Genomic DNA, 19,715 nt, shown 5'->3' with positions numbered 1-19,715 from the left:
ACTAGATGCAGTTAGAATTTTTTGATGTTGTTAGCCCCTGTATTGGCCTTTGTCAGTCTGATGACAAAGGCCAATGTTTGGGTTGTTTTCGTACACGAGACGAACGCTTAAATTGGCTATCATCAGATACTAACCAGCGTAAAAAAGTTATAAAACGTTGTCAGCAGCGTAAAATTCGTAAAGCCAAGCTAGCAAAAATTAAAGTTGTTGACGTGATTGTGGAAGATAAACAACCCTCGCTATTTGAACCTCCAAGCCAGTCTAAGATAGATAACAGCAGCGATTTAGACTTTGGCGATTTTGAACTTTAAGCTTTTAACCCCCACTACACCCACTTATCGCAGATAGTTGACCGTTCAACGCAATTGCTCAATTCCCCCTATATCTCTGACTTGTTGTCGAAGACAATTCATAATATTGTAGTTATCAATATCGCGTTAATGCGCTGTAGTTAATCTCAAACTTTACATTAAATAACTGACACTGAATTATAATAAGCTCATACAAACTCGCCTGAATTACATAATGTTTTTCTATGGTGCGTGGAGCAAAACAGGATACATTTATGCAAAAATTTCTACCATCGCTAGTGATGGCAGCACTTTCTGTTGCCTTAACCGGTTGTTTGCAAAGCGAACAGCAAGACGAAAAAGTTGTTATTAATAAAAACCCATACCCAAGCACCTATAAAGTATTACCGTTACAAACCACGCTGATTAAAAACGCGACGGTATTAACGGGTACGGGTAGCCGTATGGAAAATGCTGATGTCTTAATGATAGACGGTAAAATTAATAAAATTGGTAACAACTTATCTGCCGAGGGCGCGGTTGAAATTGACGCTAATGGCAAATGGATAACACCCGGTATTATTGATGTACATTCACATTTAGGGGTATATCCAAGTCCCTCGGTTGAGTCGCATTCAGACGGGAATGAAATGAGTTCGCCTAATACTTCTGAAGTATGGGCTGAACACAGTATTTGGCCACAAGATCCTGGTTTTCAAAAAGCGCGCGCTGGTGGCATTACTACCTTACAAATTTTACCAGGTTCAGCCAATTTATTTGGTGGTCGCGGTGTTACATTGCGCAATGTACCTAGTCAGACTATGCAAGGGATGAAATTTCCAGAAGCACCTTACGGCTTAAAAATGGCTTGTGGTGAGAACCCTAAGCGAGTTTACGGTGCGCGTAAAGTATTACCTTCTACACGTATGGGTAATATGGCAGGCTATCGCATGGCTTGGGCACAAGCAACTGAATATAAACGTGCTTGGGAGAAATATGACGCTGATTACGCTGCCGGTAAAAACCCTGCCGCCCCCAAGCGTGATATCGAGTTAGATACCCTAAAAGGTGTACTTGATGGCGATATTTTAATTCATAATCATTGTTATAAAGCTGAAGAAATGGCGATGATGATCGATCTTGGTAAAGAGTTTAATTATCAATCAGGTACTTTCCATCACGCTATTGAAGCCTACAAAATAGCGGATACGTTGGCTGAAAATGGCAACTGTGCAGCAATGTGGCCAGATTGGTGGGGCTTTAAAATGGAAGCTTATGATATGGTGCATGAAAATGTAGCTATTGTTGATGCGGTAAAAAACTCTTGTGCAGTAGTACATTCTGACTCGGCTAATACCATTCAACGTTTGAACCAAGAAGCCGGTAAGGTTATGTATCGTGCCAACGAAAACGGTTTTGAGATAGCGCCAGAATTAGCCATAACGTGGATCACCGCGAACGCAGCACAATCTCTGGGTTTAGCCGATAAAACCGGGAGTTTAGAAATGGGTAAAAATGCTGATGTAGTGATTTGGAATCAAAACCCATTTAGCGTTTATGCACAAGCTGAACAGGTATTTGTTGATGGTGCTAAAGTATATGACCGCTTTGATGAAAAATACCAAGCGAAAAGTGATTTCATGTTAGGTCAAAGATAAGGTGAATAAAATGAAACAGTTAACATTATTTAAATCATCGCTAATTGCTTTGGCACTAGCGAGTTCAAGTGCAAGTTTTGCACAAAGCTTTGCGATTACTCATGCCACTGTGCACACGGTAACAGAGCAAGGTGTACTTGAGAATGCCACGGTAGTAGTTGAAAATGGTAAAGTAATTGCCATTAACCCTGAGACAATTAACGCCGATACCATTATTGACGCGACAGGAAAAATTTTGACACCAGGCTTAATTGGCTCAATGAATCAATTAGGCTTAGTGGAAGTTAGTGCGGTTTCACGCAGCCGAGATGCTAAGGATAAAAAAGCTAATATCACCTTTGATGCAAGCTTAGCCTTTAACCCTCGTTCTACGGTTATTCCTTATAGTCGTAAAGGCGGCATTACCAGTAATGTTGTTGCGCCTCGCGGCGGTGACGATATGTTTAAAGGCCAAACTTTTGTTGCCGACCTATCTGGAGAGTTTGATAGTGTTCGAAGCAATAACAATAGTGTTGTGATTGACTTAGGCGCTAAAAGTAAAGGTTCACGGGCATTAAGCTTGCAAAATTTACAATTTAAACTTGAAGATGCTGTTAAGGCATTAGCGAAAGCAAAGCAGAAAACTAAAAATACGAAAGATCAAAAAGAAGCAAAAGAGCCAAGTCGTGAAGCACAAGTAATTAATGCCTTACTCGCAGGTGAAAAAGCCTTAGTTGCTTATGCCGATCGTGCTACCGATCTTTTAGCTTTATTAAAAATTAAAGAGCAATTTTCACTAGATCTGGTGTTGGTTGGTGCAGCTGATGCGGTATTAATTGCTGATAAAATTGCTGCGGCTAACGTGCCTGTTGTCATGGCAGCGTTAGATAACTTACCGGGCAGTTTTGACTCTTTACATGCCTCACTTGAAAACGCCGCTAAGTTAACTCAAGCTGGCGTGAGCGTGGCCTTAACTTTAAACGGTGATACGCATAACCTTTACCAATTACGCTTTCATGTTGGCAATGCTATTGCTAATGGTTTATCACGTGACGTTGCACTTGCGTCGGTAACCGCTAATGTTGCCAAGGCCTTTAATCTTGATAGTGGCACCATTGCTATTGGTAAAACCGCTGATTTAGTGCTGTGGAGCGCTGATCCATTCGAACTCAGCACAAAAGTTAGTCAGATGTGGATTGATGGTAAAGAATATTCGACCCAAAGCCGTCAAGATGCCTTGCGTGAGCGTTATACAACGCCAAGCGATATGCCAAAAGCTTACATAAAGTAATTTGTATATAATGTAATATGTCAGAGCCACGTTAATACGTGGCTTTTTTTTTGCGTAATTTACGCTTTACTATTGAGCCATCAAACTGACTTCGTGAACTAATACCAGTTCCATTAAGTTTGTGATCTTGTTGTGCGCAGGAAAAATAATTCAAGGTAAGGTGCTCGATTGAGCAATAGCTGGCTATTGGGATTGAGAGCAACACAGCCTTGAGCTATTTTAACTAGTACAAGTGAGCAATAACTTAATGGGATTGGTATAATACCAAGTTGATTAATTACCTGCTCATTTTTAAGGGTTAAAATGAATAACTACAGCGTTATAAAATTTATAAGGTGAATAACTACTGACTAAATTTTATGCCTTGTATTTATCCATTTTTCCTCATGAAAAAGGTGATCACTTAATTAATCAAATTGGTATAACCCATAGAAAGTCAACTGGAATACTTTAACGCTTTCATACAACTTTTTAATTGCCTAGAATGTCTGTTACTCAATTTTTATGACAAACACTTGTGCTTATGCACCCGATACAGTGAGTGGACTTTAAAAGCTGGTTATTACCTGAAGGTAGTATTTATGCTTTAAGGTTATAGGCTAAGGCACGTACATAACGTGATGATTAAAAGTTAAACAGATAAGCAAAATGAAAACTATTTTTATTCAAATTGACGGCTGAAAACTTTAAGCTAATAGCTGACTTTTAAAAGCTGATGGACTAAATTTTTAGCTACACTACAACCTGTACCTGCTGCATAAGCTTGTAAAGCAGAACTATGTAATACCAGTTCCATTAAGTTTGTGATCTTGTTGTGCGCAGGAAAAATAACTCAAGGTAAGGCGCTCGATTGAGCAATAGCTGGCTATTGGGATTGAGAGCAACACAGCCTTGAGCTATTTTAACTAGTACAAGTGAGCAATAACTTAATGGGATTGGTATAAGCAGAACTGTGTAAACAAAACTTTGTAAACCATAGACATATAAACTTTAGAGATAAACAAATGCTAGAAGTATTGTTAGAAAATAAATTTGGTCGTATTGAGTTGTATGATCTGGCAAAAGGCCTACAAGCGCTGCGCTTCGTTCATCAAAAGGGTCAAGGCTCGGTTAGTTTATACGGTGGTCAAGTGCTGAGCTGGCAACCTACTGGCCAACAACCGGTGTTTTGGTTAAGTAATACTAGTCACTATCATTCAGGTAAAGCGATTCGTGGTGGTGTGCCGCTATGCTGGCCGTGGTTTGGTGGTGAGGTAAAATTACCTAATGGTGAATTAAATAAGGTCAGTAACCATGGTTTTGCCAGGCAAAGCCAATGGCAAATCGCCGATATTAAACTGTTAATGTCTGGTGTTGAAATAACATTATCACTCACTGGTGAGCAAATTTCGCCCCACTGGCCGGCCGCTTTTGCATTAAGACAAACACTGGTGTTTGATGAGTCGTTTATGCAGACCTTAACCATGAACAACTTATCTCAGCAAACCCTAGAATATACGGGTGCATTGCATAGTTATTTTTGTGTTGGTAATGCGCAGGAAACACAAATTCCAAGGTTAAATAATGTAGCATATGATGACAAGCTAAGCGGCAGCAATGGCCAACAATTAGCGTTAAAAAATTGTTTTGGCCCAATTGATCGTATTTATCACAGTAGCAATAGCATGGTTATTGTTGACCATAAATGGCAACGAGAGATTGAAGTGTCAAGCCAAGGTTGTCAGCAGTGGGTATTATGGAATCCGGGCAAAGATGCTAAAACCATGGCTGATTTACATGTTCACGGTGAAAATGAATTTGTTTGCTTAGAAGCCGCAAATACTCACTGGCAAGCAATAGCGAGTCAAAGTAGTGTCAGTATCAGCCAAACTATTAAAGTAAAGGCGATAGGATAACTTTTTCTCCCCTATCGTATCGCGTTGTGATGAACTCAAGCTGATGTCTCAATAGTGCCTTTTAAACCACTGTACTTGACTTTTTATCAGGTAAGTTATTGTTATTAAAGTTTATTTTTCCACAGTTTTAGTTGGTTTGTTAAAAATAACAGTTTTATTTCGCCCATTACTTTTAGCTTGGTATAACGCTTTATCAGCACTTTCAATATAATCTTCGATGGTTTTATTTTTCACGGGTAATTCACAAATACCGAAGCTAATTGTGCTGCTAAACTTACCGCCAGTAGTTGAGGTAGGAAAAGCAATAGCGGCGATATTTTTTCTAATACGCTCAACAATAATATGTGCCTGGTTGGCGGTCGTTTCAGGTAACAGCATAATAAATTCTTCGCCGCCCCAGCGGCCTACCACGTCAACTTTTCGTATGGTTTGGGATAATTGTTCAGCAATAATTCGCAAGACATCATCGCCAACTAAATGTCCGTAGGTGTCATTAATATTTTTGAAGTTGTCAATATCAGCTAACACTAGGCAAAGGTTTGTATTGGTTTTAACAATATGATTAAAGCGCCAATGAATATGGCGGCGGTTTGGCAGTTGGGTTAAATGGTCAGTTTCTGCTTGCTTAATTAATCGCGATTTTAAATAATTTATACTATATAAAAGCATCATATAAAAAATAATGGCGACAATGAAAAACAGTAAAAAGCGTCCAATAAATATTTCCCAATACTCACCTTGTTGTTTTGCAGGTGGTGAGACAATAAACATGCGCCAATTAAGCTCTTTTATCGGCATTTGAGAGATTAACAAACCCTCATTAGTGGTATAAATGAGTTCTGAACTTAGGTTGTTATCTGTGGCATTATTTTTAAGCAGCGACTGATGCCAAGGAAAATCACTCAATCGCGTCATAAACTCTTGGCGATGATGGCTTTTTGATTTCAATATTTTATTGGAAGATAAGGTGACAATATTATTGCTATCAACAAAGTATAATTCAAAACCAAAGCGATCGCTGTATTCTTGAAATTTATTGGAAAAATAATTTAGGTCAATAGCTACACCGGTAAAACCAATAAATTCACCGTCACGATTGCGAATTTTATTATCAAAGTATAAATGTGGATCTTGAGAATTTCCGATATCAGTAAATTGCTCACCTGGTAAATTTTTGAGACGACTGTACCACTCAGTTTCGTTACTATTTAACACCGACTCTCGACCATTAGAGTCGAGCATCAGATTATGTTTTTCCAGGGCAATAAACGAGACCATACTATATGATTGGGAAATTTTTTCTAGGTAAGAAATAATATAGCTTTTTTCTATTTTTTCTTGGCTGGCATAATCAATAATAAAATGATTGTTCGCCATAAAGTTTGCTACATTTAAGGGCCGAAGTATTTCACTAGTGACTAAAGAAAATAGTGGCGTTATAGCACTTTGCACTTGTTTATCGTGATTATTAATAACATCTTTTAAGGTGAAATAAGAGGTTACAATAGCCGTAGCGATTGTAACAAAAAAAATTACAGCGATGTAGCGATCAAATTTATTACCGAACTTTATTGGGGAGATAATATTACCAAGCATTAATGTTTTATTGTTTATAACGCGGTTAGTCAATTTTAGCTATGAATTTTACGATTTAACCAGTACTTCAATTGTTTTAGTGCTGAGCCTATGGTTAATGTATAATTAATTGAGAGCTAGTTAATACGTAAGTACTTATTTAATAGCGCCTGTGTAAAGCTAGTTTTTAAATAAAAACCACGAGGTAAGGTCATAAAGGGTTCACCAAGGCGATTAAATGCTTGGGTTTTCGCTTGGCTATTGGCAGCTTTTGGCCGTAATTGTAAAACTTGGCCATGCTTACCGTGAATATTTTCCACATCCCCGAGCACTATCATATCAGTGAGTTCTTGCCAGTCGAGCGCTAGCAGATGCTCTTCTTCTGGTGAAGGTGACCAAATAAAAGCGGTACCAACAATACGATCAGCGATTGCAATACTACGCTCAGAGATAACAGGTACCCATAACACCCGCGCGATTTTATTACGAATATGACTTGTTTGCCATTGGGCGCCGACTAAACCTGTTAATGGGGCAACGCAGACAAAGGTAGTTTCTAAAGGCTTGCCTTGGTAGTTAATGGGTAAAGATTTTAGTTCAATGCCTAAATGTGGAAAATCAGGCTCTGGCCTAGAACCGGCACTAGCGCCTAATACTTGCTCTAGCAATAAGCCAATCCAACCTTTATCACGCTTAAGGTCTGTAGGCACAACAACCTTAATAGATTTTGCAATTTCCCCTAGTGACATACCGGCAAGATTTTGTGCGCGTGTTAGTAACTCTGCTTCGTTTTTAGGGCTTTTTTTGCTATTCAATGCGAGCTCTGTAATCAAGGTTATTTGGTTTATTATCATTCAGCTTTGTGTCTTGGAGCAAGGCAAATATTTTTTGTTACCTTTTAAACATTTCAAAGGTTATACCCGATCCGTTTCAAAAAACAGGTTTTAGCAAGTCGAGAAAGGGTTAGGTACCAGGCATGGATTGAAGAGCATAGTTATTATCATGGTATTGCGCTTTGATATGATTTCTTAGCTTAACACTAAAACCGCACCTTGAAGTAGAATGGGTATATCAGCAAACAAGGGTTAATAGCGACATATTGTCGTGCTTTGTGTTAATAAGTGTTTGCCCAAAAGTACATAATGTGGAAGAATCAAAGCATTATTTAATGCTGTCAGGAGTTCCTTTGATAGATGCCGAAGGCTATCGAGCCAACGTCGGTATAGTAATAATCAATGACAGGGGACAAGTATTTTGGGCAAGGCGTTTTGGTCAGCATTCTTGGCAATATCCACAAGGTGGCGTTGATGAGGGTGAATCTGCAGAACAAACTATGTACCGGGAATTAAACGAAGAAGTCGGTTTAAAGCCTGAACATGTTAAAATTGTAGCGATCACTAAGAATTGGTTAAGATATAAATTACCAAAAAGGTTAATTAGGCACGAGAGTTTACCTGTATGTATTGGTCAAAAGCAGAAATGGTTTTTACTGCAATTGACGGCACCAGAATCAGCGGTTGATTTATTGCATTCAAATCATCCTGAGTTTGACGATTGGCGTTGGGTTTCTTACTGGTATCCAGTTAGGCAAGTTGTGTCATTTAAACGCGAGGTCTATCGCAAGGTGATGAAAGAATTTGCTTTAGCGGCAATGCCTAGTCATCGTCAAGAGCGTCGCCGACGTCGTGCTTGATTATGGTTCAACCTAGATTATTATTATGTCTTGTAAAATAGCTCACTTCGGTGAGCTATTTAGTTTAAAATTATTGAATTATTTATGAACATGGATGACATAACGGACTTCATTAATAGCGGCTGACTTAGCATAGGTCATTTTAATCATACGGATTTGTATGATCCGCAGCATTGAATAAACCAAAAAACAACTTATCTAAAGGGACGGTAATGCTTACTATTTTGCGACGAATTGTTCTAGAGTTTAGTCAGGCTTCAGAGCTTGATCAGGCGCTATTACGCTTAGTTAGCCAGGTTAAAAACGCACTTTCTACCCAGTGTTGCTCAGTATATTTAGCTGATCATGAAAAGCAGCATTTTATTTTAATGGCCTCTAATGGCTTAGCCGCCGATGCTTTTGGTCGAACTTGTATTGGTTTTACTGAAGGACTTGTTGGCTTAGTTGGGCAACGCGAAGAACCAATTAATATTGCTAATGCTCAGCAACACCCTGATTTTATTCATGCGCCAGAAGTCGAAGAAGAGCATTTTAAAGCTTTTTTAGGTACGCCGATTATTCATCAACGTAAAGTCTTGGGTATATTAACCGTGCAACAAGAACAGGCGCGTTTTTTTAACGAAAATGAAGAAGCATTTTTGGTCACGCTATCGGCACAGCTTGCCACCGCATTAGCCAGCGTTGAAGCGCAAGGCATGATTGAATTATCTCATAGTAACCAAAGTCTAGGTAAAAACCTTGCCGGTATCGGCGGCTCACCAGGAGTGGCTATTGGTGAAATGATTGTGGTGCATCCCAAAGCAGATTTATCGAAAATAGCGCTTAACAAAGTGAGTGATAGTGAGCAGCAGCTGATGATTTTTGATGATGCGGCAAGTCGCACCGTGGCTGAGTTTTCTCAAATGAGTGAAAAATTAAAAGCTATAATCTCAGATAATAGTCTCGATATTTTTGATGTTTATAAACAGTTACTCGAAAGTGATAATTTTAAAGCTGAAGTTATTGTTAAAATTAAATCGGCTTGGAATGCACAAAGTGCGTTGAAGTTGGTTGTTGATAGCTATGTTATGCAGTTTGAAAGCTTAGATGATGAGTATCTGCGAGAGCGTGCCTACGACATTAAAGATTTAGGTAATCGATTATTAAATAACATTCAAAACTTGGCGGAACACAATCAACAATTACCTGAGCAATTTATACTCGTTGCAGAAGATGTGAGTGCCGCTATGCTCGCTGAATACCAGCATCTTGGGCTGTTGGGCATTGTTTCAATAACTGGCTCAAATAACTCTCATACCGCTATTTTAGCGAAAGCTTTAAATATTCCAGCGATTATGGGCGTTGATTATCTTGCCATTCGTCAGCTGCATAAAAAACAGGCTATTTTAGATGGTTACGCTTGCCAGCTTTATGTTACTCCTGGTGATGCACTGATAAATGAATATCGGCATATTGTAGCGGCAGAAAATAAACTATACGCGCAAGTGAAAGAGGAAGAACATTTACCGGCGTCGACAAAAGATGGTCATAATGTCAGTTTGTTGATTAATGCCGGTTTATCAGCAGGATTTGAGTATTCACAAAATGTTGGTGCCGACGGCGTCGGTTTGTATCGTACTGAAATTCCCTTTATGAATCGTAGCTGTTTTCCGTCTGAATCAGAGCAAACCGTGTTATATCGGCAAGTTTTAGCGTCATTTGCAGACAAGCCTGTCACCATGCGAACTTTAGATGTCGGTGGTGATAAATCACTACCTTATTTCCCCATTATTGAAGCTAACCCTTTTTTAGGTTGGCGTGGTATTCGCATTACTTTAGATCACCCCGAAATATTTTTAGTGCAAGTGCGAGCCATGATGAAGGCAAATCATGGTCTTGGGAACTTAGCCATTATGTTGCCAATGATTTCTAGCATTACTGAAGTAGATGAAGCTAATAGGCTGATTAATCAAGCGTATTATGAGCTTACATCAGAATTATCTTGCGATGAAAATGATGTTTTAGACCGGCCACAAGTAGGCGTGATGATTGAAGTGCCGGGTATTATTTTTCAGTTGGAAGACTTAGCTGAGAAAGTCGACTTTTTCTCTGTTGGCAGTAATGATTTAACCCAATACTTATTAGCGGTTGATCGTAATAATAGCCGTGTAGCAAGTTTATATGATTTTTATCATCCTGCGGTTTTACGTGCGTTGGATTATATCGCGCAAAAAAGTCAACAGCGAGATGTACCATTAAGTATCTGTGGTGAATTAGCCAATCAACCGACTGGCGCACTGTTATTAATCGCGATGGGTTACAAAAATTTGAGCATGAGTGCTCATAGTCTTGCAAAAGTGAAATGGGTTATTCGCCATGTTAATTATCACCAGCTAAAACAAATTTTAGAGCGAGTATTGAGCTTCACCAATACCAGTGATGTCCATAGTTATATGCATGAGCAATTAGTTAGTTTAGGTTTAGGAGACTTTGTGCATGCGAGATTACAATAAGCATTTTTTAAGACTGTTATTTCGCCATTATAAAGTAAGTGATTTTGATGTTTATTAGTGTATTTTTAGCCTGTGCCTTACTGGGTGCTGTGGTGGGTTTTTTTGCGGGCTTACTCGGCATCGGTGGTGGGCTAATTATTGTGCCAGTATTGGTGTATTTATTACCATTATTGGGCATAAGCGCCGAACTTGCCTTTCCTATGGCACTTGCCACATCGCTGGCTTCGATTATATTTACCTCTACTTCTGCAGCTTTTGCTCATCATAAAAATGGCAATATTCCTTGGCCAATTGCGAAACGGTTGGTCATCTCGGTGGCCATTGGTGCCATGCTCGGCGCGGTTATTGCTGGCATGCTGTCGTTAAAAGCTTTAACGCTTATATTCGCCAGTGCGGTACTGGTTTTAGCTGCTTATATGTTTTTATCAATTAAAGTTGAGCGCAGTGTAGGGCTACCTAGCAATTGGTTATCACAACTTATTGGCTTGTTTACCGGTGTGTTAGCCAGTTTAATGGGTATTGCCGGTGGTGCAATATTAGTGCCCATTTTAATGTATTGCTCATTGTCTATGCGCCAAGCCATTGGTGTGGCAACAGCCAGCGGCATTATTGTCGCGTTATTTGGTGCTTTGGGCTATGTTATTATTGGCTTTGGGCAAAGTGATTTGCCGCCATGGAGTATCGGTTATATTTATTTACCCGCCTTATTAGGTATTGTATTAACCTCATCATTATTTGCGCCACTTGGCGTAAAGGCGGGGACTAAATTGTCTTTACCTTATTTGAAAAAAGGTTTTGCACTATTTTTGATGTTAGTCGCCATTAAAATGATGTGGTATTAACCGGCTAGCGTCGCTTATTTTTACCAATGATTGCACGCAACAAAAGCCAAATACTGATAAACTGACTATGCTGAAATCAATGGTTAAGTTTATCGCTTTAGCATTACGGTGTTTGGCATAAACGATTTGTTCTAATTAATAACGTTAAAGGAAAACCTAGTGAAAGCATATCTTGATTTAATGCGCCATGTTAGAGACGAAGGGGTTGAAAAATCTGATCGCACTGGTACGGGTACTAAAAGTATATTTGGTCATCAAATGCGTTTTGATCTTGCGAAAGGGTTTCCGTTAATAACCACGAAAAAATGTCATCTTAAGTCGATAATCCATGAATTATTGTGGTTTATCAAAGGTGAGTCGAATATCGCTTATTTACAGAGAAATGGGGTGAAAATTTGGGATGCTTGGGCCACTGATGAAGGTGAACTTGGTCCAGTATATGGCGTGCAATGGCGTAATTGGCCAGCACAGAATGGCGAAACTATTGATCAATTAGCGCAATTAATTGATGATTTAAAAAATAACCCTGATTCGCGTCGCCATATCATTACCGCTTGGAATCCTGCGTTATTACCTGATACCTCGATAAGTCCAGCTGCTAATGCCGCACAGGGTAAACAAGCTTTACCGCCATGTCATACGCTGTTTCAGTTTTATGTTTTAAATGGCAGATTGAGCTGTCAGCTATACCAAAGAAGTGCAGACATCTTCCTTGGTGTGCCATTTAATATTGCTAGTTACGCCTTGTTTACTATGATGATCGCGCAAGTTTGTGATTTAGAACTGGGTGACTTTGTCCATACTTTTGGTGACGCCCATTTATACCTAAATCATCTTGAGCAAGTCGACGAGCAATTATCGCGCGAACCTTTGCCATTACCCACGATGTCGATCAATCCTGAAGTAAAAAGTATTTTTGATTTTACTTTTGCAGATTTTGAACTACAAAACTACCAAGCTCACCCACATATTAAAGCCGCTATTTCGGTATAATACCAATCAAATTAATTAATGGTGCAAATTTTAATGAGGGTAAATTTTCAAGAACAAGGCGCTTGATTGAGCAATAGCTGGCTATTGGGATTGAAAGCAACGATGTTATTGGATATTTAGACCATTTAAAAAGATCACTTAGTTAGTTTGATTGGTATAATACCAAGTTGATTAATTACCTGCTCATTTTTAATGGTTAAAATGAATAACTACAGCGTTATAAAATTTATAAGGTGAATAACTACTGACTAAATTTTATGCCTTGTATTTATCCATTTTTTCTCATGAAAAAGGTGATCACTTAATTAATCAAATTGGTATAATTGAGCGAATGTTACAGCAAAAGTGTTATGCACTTTTGCTAAGGCTTATTTTCACTACTTTAATATTTAATATCTAATATCTAATATCTAATTGCTAATTTTAAGTGACAAAAAAGGCGCTGATTAGCGCCTTTTTAACAAGCTACTTTTAGCAGTAAACTATGCTTCTAAATAATCGCTAGCTTTAAGTGAAAACTCAGCTAACAAGTGATCTATAAAACGGTTTAATTCACCGGTCATTAAGGCAAAGTCGGCATCGAGTTTTGCGACGACGTCATCACCATCAATGTCATCGTTTTGCTCTTGAATAACGTCATAAAATTTAAGACGTTTGACGGCTAAATCGTCACATAATATAAATGACAACGATTCGTCCCACTCTAGTGCGACTTTGACGACATATTTATCAGCATCTAAGTGTGCTTTAATTTCTTCGCTGGTAAGGTCTTGATTTTTAACTCGTACCACTGCGCCGTCATCACCTAGGGCATTAAACTCTGCTTCCATACCTAACTGAAAGTTAGCGCCTAAGTTACTTTCGACTAACCATTCGGTCATGACTTCATCAGGGGCTTTTTCTGGTGACGGAGTTGTCACAGGTAATGTACCAAGTGATTTACGCAAAAGGGCTAAAAAGTCTTCGGCTTTACCACGACTACTGGTATCGATAACAATGATGTTATGCACCGCGTTAATATAAGCACGGGTGTCACTAAAACGAGAAAATGCTCTTGGCAGTAACTCAAAAATAATGTCTTCTTTGAACTGCTCTTTCTCTTTTTTAGTGGCACCGCGTGATTGCTCTACTTCTAGTTGCGCTACTTTTTGTTCGATCATGTCTTTAACAACAGGAGCGGGAAGAATTTTTTCTTCTTTACGTGCACACAATAAATAATTACCGTTTACTGCGTGAACTGGTGAGTCGCCATGCTTGCCTAATGCATTTACCCAACCAAAGTGCGATTGTTCAGTCGAAGCACAGGGCGTAAATAAATGCTCAGATAACTGTTTCTCTAAATCTTCTTCAGAACAATCAAAAGGACGGGTAAAGGCAAAAAAGTATAGGTTTTTAAACCACATTAAGATAATCCTAGGCCCAATAAAAATGGGCGAATAATTGAAAAACGATGGCTATATTACCGTACTTATTTGTCTCACGCACGCCTTAGATTAATATCACTAGATAAGGAGCGTTTAGTGCATATTGTCAAACTTGATATCATAACTTAGCCCTTGTTTAAGGGCTGAGGTTGCACTCACACTACCATTTAGGGTGTCGTTTACTAGGTTTTTAACGATATAAGTCCCCAAGCCTGTGCCGCCTCTATTGCCAGCGGTAGTATAAAATGGGTCAAAGAGGTGTGTTAATTGTTCGTCGGATAAACCGTGGCCATTATCTTTATATGTTATATGCACATGTTCACCGTTGAGTTGTACCAATATGGTAATTACACCGCGTTCTATATCCTTAAAACCATGCATGACTGAGTTGATAATAAGATTGGTAAATATTTGAGAAATAGCACCAGCATAGCAATAAACTTCAGCGTCTTGAGGGCAGTCTACCTCAATGGTGTGCTTGGTGTTTTTTAATTTAGGGTGCAATGAATGAATGATTTCATCAATATATTTGCCCAGATTGACTTGACGGATTTTTTCGCTTATTTGATCAACCGCTACTTGTTTATAACTGGTGACTAATTCTGAGGCACGTTGGAGGTTGTTTAATACTAAATTAAGACCTTGTTCTGAATTTTCGGTAAAGTTATTAAGTACTCGTTTCGAGAGTTTATTGTCTTTTATATCAGTTTTAAGCGCAGTGAGTAAATCTGCTAGATAAGATGTGGAGGTTATGCTAACGCCTATGGGCGTGTTAATTTCATGAGTCACTTCTGCTGACATACTACCGAGTACCGCCATTTTTTCAGCGTCAAGTAAGCGCTCTTGCGCTTTGTTTAACTGAATAATAGAACTTTTTAATTCGTGATTTGTTTCGAGCAAAGTTTTTTCTGTGGCGCTTCTGCGAGTATTTTCAGTTTGTAGTTTTTTTTGCTGCGTTAATAATTCACGTTGCTGCATTTCCATTTTTAACATTGAGGTACTCAATGATGATGTTTTACGGGCTACCTCCTGTTCAAGCATCATATTTTGTTCATCAAGTTTGTTGTTAGCGGATATAATGTTGCCTTGCGCTGAAGCGAGTTGCTCTTTATAGGTCACCAGTTCATCAATTAAATTATTATAGGCATTTTGCAGAATGTTTAACTCGTTGTTTTCGTAATTAATCACATGTAGTTTAGACGCTTCAGGGTCATCGATATCAAATTGATTAATTTGCTCTGTTAGCTCATTAAGTGGGTTGGTCAAAAGGCTTGAAAAAGCTAAGGTAAATAACAATACTAGTGCTGCGGTTTTAACCATCGCATTGCCAATAAGAAAATAAATTCCTACCTGTATTCGGTTAAAAATGACCTCGTTGCTGGAGAGTAAAGTCACTGAGCCCACTTTAGTGGTGCGACCCGAAAACTCAAAAATTAATGGAAAGCCATGACCGAATAACCCCTCTCTTTGTGAGCTAATATTAAAATACTCAAGATTATCAGGATTATCAGGATTATCGCTAACTGACTCAACATCAAAAGTTTCTTCGTCAGGCGTTAAACCCAACTGGGCGATAATGAGATTGTTTTCATCGGTAACCGTGATGCCTTTAATCATCGGGATAGCGACTAAGCCTTCGGCAATAGATATCGCTTGTTGGGTATTTAGCTCCCACACCGCTCGAGTTAAGCTGCCACTGAAGGTTTTCTCCAGGGTGACTAATTCATTGGCAATATGATTTTTGGTATTGATGTACTCGGCACCAATCTGCACGCAAGTGACAATAAATGTCAGGACAAAATATAACGATAATACGCGTGTAAGTAATTTTCGTGACAGGCTAGTTGATTTCATTAAAGTTTTCTTTTATTAAGTCTTTCGTGTTTTTAGCTGTTTTAAATTAGGGTGAAAGTTATTGTAAATTCAGCTATTTTTAATTAATAATTTGAGCCTTAGATAAGCACTATTACTTCGGCATAATTCATCTTCTATAAAGGGAATACCATTAATTCAGCTAAAAAGCACTATAAAAGACTGATGTTGTTGTTATTAACCATCAATAAAAATTGTATTCCTTGGTACAATAGCGAAAAATAATTTCCTTGATGTCACAAAACCGTCATAAAGATTTGGCAAAATAAGCTCAATTATTTTTAGCCATACTCATTTTTTAAAGGTATTAACATGAAACATACTTACAACAAAATCGCTGCTGTTTTATTGTCTTCTTTATCATTATCGGCATTCGCAGCTGATGTTGAGGTTTACGGCAAAGCGAACCTTTCACTGCAATCTTCTGATGAAGGCGAAGGGTCATTCACCGAAGTAAAAAGTAATGCTTCACGTATTGGGCTTAAAGGTAGCCATGATCTGGGTGATGGCTTAAGCGTTATCTATAAAGCAGAGTTTCAGGTTGACTTAGATGGTGATAGTGCAAAAGGTGATAGCATTACTGATCGTAATCAGTATGTTGGCTTAGCTGGTGGTTTTGGTGAAGTTTTACTCGGTAAAAATGACACTATGCTTAAGCAATCACAAGGTAAAGTTGATTTGTTTAGTGATTTAAATGGTGATATCAAAAGTTTATGGAAAGGTGAAAACCGCATGGCGGACACGCTTTCTTATAAATCACCTAAATTTAATAATTTTCAAGTCGGTGTTACTTATATCGCTGAAGATGCAGTTGACGCTGAAGATGGCGTTTCTGTTGCGGTATTTTATGGTGATGCAAAATTAAAAAAATCTACAATATTTGCTTCGTTCGCTGTTGATTCAGACGTTAAAGGTTATGACATTACTCGTGCGACTTTGCAGGGTAAAGTATCTGGTGTCGTGTTAGGCGCTATACTGCACACCCAAGAAAAAATTGACGGTAGCGCTGAGATGGACGGTTTCATGGTCTCGGCTAAATATAAAATCGATAAAATAACCTTTAAAGGTCAATACCAAGCTGCTGACTTTAAAGAGGGTGATGATAAATCTGGCATCACTGTGGGTGCGGATTATTCATTAGCTAAAAGTACTAAGCTATACACTTTTTACACAACTTTTGATATGGACAGTGGCGCAGACCAAGATTACTTGGCGGCGGGCATCGAATATAAGTTTTAATCGTTATAATTGAAACTATACTACTAATAATAAAGCCGCCTTATGCGGCTTTTTTCTTGCCTAATTGTTTGGCATCACTGATCATAACAATAATACTAACTAGATTGATTTTGTTAAGTGGTTAATAAATTAACCTGATTGTAATAATTCTATCGTTGTCATGAAACTGTCACAATAACTTATCACAATGTTCGTAATGCGGTTAGGCAATTAGGAAGGATACATGAGTAGACAGATTTTGGTTGTTGAAGACGAAACAGCAATAAGAGAAATGATCACTTTTGTTTTAGAGCAAAATGGTTTTAATGCCATCGAGGCTGAAACCATAGAGCAAGCACAAGCTAAAATTAAAGAGCCTTATCCTGACTTGATTCTACTGGATTGGATGCTACCTGGCGGCACGGGTGTAAAGTTAGCCAAGTCATTAAAACAAAATGAGTATACCCGTACCATTCCCATTATTATGTTAACCGCTAGAGCAGACGAAGATGATAAAGTGAAAGGCTTTGAAGCCGGCATTGATGACTATGTCACTAAACCTTTCTCACCGAAAGAATTAATTGCGCGCATTAAGGCGGTTATTCGACGGGTCGCGCCAACAGCGTTAGAAGAGACCATTGATTTTCACGGTATTACGTTAGATCCAGTAGCGCATCGAGTATCAATTAATAATAAAAATTTAGACCTTGGTCCAACAGAGTTTCGTTTGTTACATTTTTTCCTAACCCATACCGAACGGGTTTATAGCCGAGAACAATTACTAGACAATGTATGGGGCACAAACGTTTATGTTGAAGACAGAACGGTTGATGTTCATATTCGACGTTTACGTAAAGCTATTTCTGGTGATGGTCATGAAGACTTTATTCAGACGGTACGGGGTTCAGGTTACCGCTTTTCGGGCAAAATTCTACCCTCAGGTTAATTACTAATTTATGTTTTTTCGCATTTCAGCTAGAACGCTTTTCACGCGTATTGTTGGCGTAATTATCGCTAGTGGCTTTGTTGGCTATTTGTTTGGTCAAACATTTCTTGCTATTAGCATGGTCTCGTTATCCCTGCTTGCATGGCATTATAATCATTTATTTAAATTGATTAAGTGGTTGTGGCAAGGTAAATCAATAGCACCACCACAAGCTAATGGTATTTGGGGTAGAATTTACGATGGTCTTTATCGCCGCATTCGCAAACAGCGTTTAAAACAAAAGCAATTAAATGAACGTATTCGAAAGTTTCGTGATGGTGCTGAAGCTTTGCCAGATGCAGCATTGGTGCTATCAACTGAACTGATCATTTTATGGGGCAATAAAAAAGCGTCGAAGTTTTTAGGGGTGCGCTGGCCCGATGATATTGGCCTACGTATCGATAATTTGATTCGATTTCCAGAATTTTCTAAATACCTAGATGATGGCGATTACCATAGTCCTTGTTTAATTATTTCACCAATAAATAATGAGTTACAGCTTGAGTTACGGTTAATGGCTTACGGCAGTGATCAAATTTTATTATTAGCGCGTGATATCAGCAAAATACAACGGCTAGAGGAAATGCGCCGTGACTTTGTTGCTAATGTATCCCATGAGCTAAAAACACCGCTAACAGTAGTACGCGGTTATGTTGAAATGGTACAAGCCAGTGAAACGGCGCTGGACCCGCATTGGAAAAAAGCCTTTACTACGATAGAAACACAAGTATCACGAATGGATAGGCTAGTTGAACAACTTTTAGTGTTATCACGAGTCGAGAATAATGTTGACGCAGATAATCATCAACAAGTTAATTTGTCACATTTAGTCTTAACGATACTTGAAGAAGTGCAGTGGCTAAACCAAGATAAAAACCATAGTATTAACCATGATATTGCGCCAAATATGAGTATTAATGGTAATGAACATGAATTAAAAAGCGCCTGCTTGAATTTAATTTCTAATGCCATTGCCTATACACCGACTAATGGCATCATTGATATAATACTGCGTAATGACAGCAATAAAATCCGCTTTAGTGTTAAAGATAATGGCCCTGGTATTAAACCTGAGCATGTTAATCGTCTAACTGAACGCTTCTTCCGTGTTGATAAGTCTCGCTCACGTAATACCGGTGGCTCTGGACTTGGTTTAGCGATAGTTAAACATGTGTTGAACCATCACCATGGTGAGCTTTCAATTGAAAGTGAGTGGCATCAAGGTAGCGAATTTATTATTTATTTCAGCCCTGAAGTAGCATAAATAATGCGGTTGTTAATATGTCTACCCAGATGACTAATACCAATTACATTAAATTTGTGATCTAATGGTAGTTATGAAATATATTACTAAAAAACAATTATCTGAGAAATTGGAGCTTATTAATTTAAAGGCACTTATTGCTCAAGAAACCAATGGCAGAATGAGAATTCGCCTATTAGCTTTATTGCACATTAAGGATGGAGCTGACAGAACTCAAGCTGCCAAACATGTAAAAGTAAGCAGG

General features: G+C 38.5%; 15 protein-coding genes. 11 read left to right on the top strand and 4 right to left on the bottom strand.

Annotation, left to right across the window (positions count from 1 at the left end):
* Positions 1-5 precede the first annotated feature (5 nt).
* The 4 genes from ESZ39_RS14655 (at position 6) to ESZ39_RS14640 (ending at position 5,113) form a co-directional block, all read left to right on the top strand.
* Positions 6-311, top strand: a complete 306-nt coding sequence (locus ESZ39_RS14655; RefSeq protein WP_146880677.1) for a DUF1289 domain-containing protein — start codon at positions 6-8, stop codon at positions 309-311.
* Between the two features lie 254 nt (positions 312-565).
* Complete coding sequence (locus ESZ39_RS14650; RefSeq protein WP_146880676.1) at positions 566-1,948, top strand: amidohydrolase; 1,383 nt, start codon at positions 566-568, stop codon at positions 1,946-1,948.
* Positions 1,949-1,958: 10 nt separating this feature from the next.
* Positions 1,959-3,218 carry an amidohydrolase family protein gene (locus ESZ39_RS14645; protein ID WP_146880675.1) on the top strand — a complete coding sequence of 420 codons (1,260 nt, stop codon included), beginning with the start codon at positions 1,959-1,961 and terminating at the stop codon, positions 3,216-3,218.
* Positions 3,219-4,222: 1,004 nt separating this feature from the next.
* Entirely contained in the window at positions 4,223-5,113 is an 891-nt protein-coding gene (locus tag ESZ39_RS14640; RefSeq protein ID WP_146880674.1) for a D-hexose-6-phosphate mutarotase, read from the top strand.
* A 111-nt stretch (positions 5,114-5,224) separates the two neighbouring features.
* Here the strand turns inward: ESZ39_RS14640 and ESZ39_RS14635 are convergent, their stop codons facing one another.
* Positions 5,225-6,709, bottom strand: a complete 1,485-nt coding sequence (locus ESZ39_RS14635) for a sensor domain-containing diguanylate cyclase (protein WP_146880673.1) — start codon at positions 6,707-6,709, stop codon at positions 5,225-5,227.
* Between the two features lie 116 nt (positions 6,710-6,825).
* Positions 6,826-7,503 carry a DNA mismatch repair endonuclease MutH gene (gene mutH, locus ESZ39_RS14630; RefSeq protein ID WP_223270405.1) on the bottom strand — a complete coding sequence of 226 codons (678 nt, stop codon included), beginning with the start codon at positions 7,501-7,503 and terminating at the stop codon, positions 6,826-6,828.
* Between the two features lie 371 nt (positions 7,504-7,874).
* Here mutH and rppH point away from each other — a divergent pair, with 371 nt between their 5' ends.
* The 4 genes from rppH (at position 7,875) to ESZ39_RS14610 (ending at position 12,708) form a co-directional block, all read left to right on the top strand.
* Positions 7,875-8,381 carry an RNA pyrophosphohydrolase gene (gene rppH / locus ESZ39_RS14625; protein WP_146880685.1) on the top strand — a complete coding sequence of 169 codons (507 nt, stop codon included), beginning with the start codon at positions 7,875-7,877 and terminating at the stop codon, positions 8,379-8,381.
* 212 nt (positions 8,382-8,593) lie between these two features.
* Positions 8,594-10,873, top strand: a complete 2,280-nt coding sequence (gene ptsP, locus ESZ39_RS14620) for a phosphoenolpyruvate--protein phosphotransferase (protein WP_146880671.1) — start codon at positions 8,594-8,596, stop codon at positions 10,871-10,873.
* A 47-nt stretch (positions 10,874-10,920) separates the two neighbouring features.
* Positions 10,921-11,715, top strand: a complete 795-nt coding sequence (locus tag ESZ39_RS14615) for a sulfite exporter TauE/SafE family protein (RefSeq protein ID WP_146880670.1) — start codon at positions 10,921-10,923, stop codon at positions 11,713-11,715.
* A gap of 159 nt (positions 11,716-11,874) precedes the next feature.
* Positions 11,875-12,708 carry a thymidylate synthase gene (locus ESZ39_RS14610; RefSeq protein WP_146880669.1) on the top strand — a complete coding sequence of 278 codons (834 nt, stop codon included), beginning with the start codon at positions 11,875-11,877 and terminating at the stop codon, positions 12,706-12,708.
* A gap of 482 nt (positions 12,709-13,190) precedes the next feature.
* Here the strand turns inward: ESZ39_RS14610 and rdgC are convergent, their stop codons facing one another.
* Both rdgC and ESZ39_RS14600 read right to left on the bottom strand, forming a co-directional pair.
* A complete protein-coding gene (gene rdgC / locus ESZ39_RS14605) occupies positions 13,191-14,111 on the bottom strand; it encodes a recombination-associated protein RdgC (RefSeq protein ID WP_146880668.1) in 921 nt (306 codons plus the stop codon).
* Between the two features lie 114 nt (positions 14,112-14,225).
* Complete coding sequence (locus ESZ39_RS14600; RefSeq protein WP_146880667.1) at positions 14,226-15,986, bottom strand: sensor histidine kinase; 1,761 nt, start codon at positions 15,984-15,986, stop codon at positions 14,226-14,228.
* A gap of 330 nt (positions 15,987-16,316) precedes the next feature.
* Between ESZ39_RS14600 and ESZ39_RS14595 the strand changes: the two genes are divergently transcribed.
* From ESZ39_RS14595 to phoR, 3 genes are all read left to right on the top strand, one after another.
* Positions 16,317-17,243 (top strand): porin, encoded by a 927-nt coding sequence (locus ESZ39_RS14595; RefSeq protein WP_146880666.1) that lies wholly within the window; start codon positions 16,317-16,319, stop codon positions 17,241-17,243.
* Positions 17,244-17,466: 223 nt separating this feature from the next.
* On the top strand, positions 17,467-18,168 hold the full coding sequence (gene phoB, locus ESZ39_RS14590; protein WP_146880665.1) for a phosphate regulon transcriptional regulator PhoB: 702 nt from the start codon (positions 17,467-17,469) through the stop codon (positions 18,166-18,168).
* Positions 18,169-18,178: 10 nt separating this feature from the next.
* Entirely contained in the window at positions 18,179-19,471 is a 1,293-nt protein-coding gene (gene phoR, locus ESZ39_RS14585) for a phosphate regulon sensor histidine kinase PhoR (protein WP_146880664.1), read from the top strand.
* Positions 19,472-19,715 lie beyond the last annotated feature (244 nt).

Source organism: Colwellia sp. C1TZA3, assembly GCF_007954265.1.
Taxonomy (GTDB): Bacteria; Pseudomonadota; Gammaproteobacteria; order Enterobacterales; family Alteromonadaceae; genus Cognaticolwellia.
The sequence above is the reverse complement of the archived record's forward strand: the minus strand, read 5'-3'. Positions and strand labels throughout refer to the sequence as shown.

Bases quoted from the DNA above. Each gene is read 5' to 3' on its own strand.
- ESZ39_RS14655 (WP_146880677.1), top strand. From the start codon at position 6: ATGCAGTTAGAATTTTTTGATGTTGTTAGCCCCTGTATTGGCCTTTGT.
- ESZ39_RS14650 (WP_146880676.1), top strand. From the start codon at position 566: ATGCAAAAATTTCTACCATCGCTAGTGATGGCAGCACTTTCTGTTGCC.
- ESZ39_RS14645 (WP_146880675.1), top strand. From the start codon at position 1,959: ATGAAACAGTTAACATTATTTAAATCATCGCTAATTGCTTTGGCACTA.
- ESZ39_RS14640 (WP_146880674.1), top strand. From the start codon at position 4,223: ATGCTAGAAGTATTGTTAGAAAATAAATTTGGTCGTATTGAGTTGTAT.
- ESZ39_RS14635 (WP_146880673.1), bottom strand. From the start codon at position 6,709: ATGCTTGGTAATATTATCTCCCCAATAAAGTTCGGTAATAAATTTGAT.
- ptsP (WP_146880671.1), top strand. From the start codon at position 8,594: ATGCTTACTATTTTGCGACGAATTGTTCTAGAGTTTAGTCAGGCTTCA.
- ESZ39_RS14615 (WP_146880670.1), top strand. From the start codon at position 10,921: ATGTTTATTAGTGTATTTTTAGCCTGTGCCTTACTGGGTGCTGTGGTG.
- rdgC (WP_146880668.1), bottom strand. From the start codon at position 14,111: ATGTGGTTTAAAAACCTATACTTTTTTGCCTTTACCCGTCCTTTTGAT.
- ESZ39_RS14600 (WP_146880667.1), bottom strand. From the start codon at position 15,986: ATGAAATCAACTAGCCTGTCACGAAAATTACTTACACGCGTATTATCG.
- ESZ39_RS14595 (WP_146880666.1), top strand. From the start codon at position 16,317: ATGAAACATACTTACAACAAAATCGCTGCTGTTTTATTGTCTTCTTTA.
- phoB (WP_146880665.1), top strand. From the start codon at position 17,467: ATGAGTAGACAGATTTTGGTTGTTGAAGACGAAACAGCAATAAGAGAA.
- phoR (WP_146880664.1), top strand. From the start codon at position 18,179: ATGTTTTTTCGCATTTCAGCTAGAACGCTTTTCACGCGTATTGTTGGC.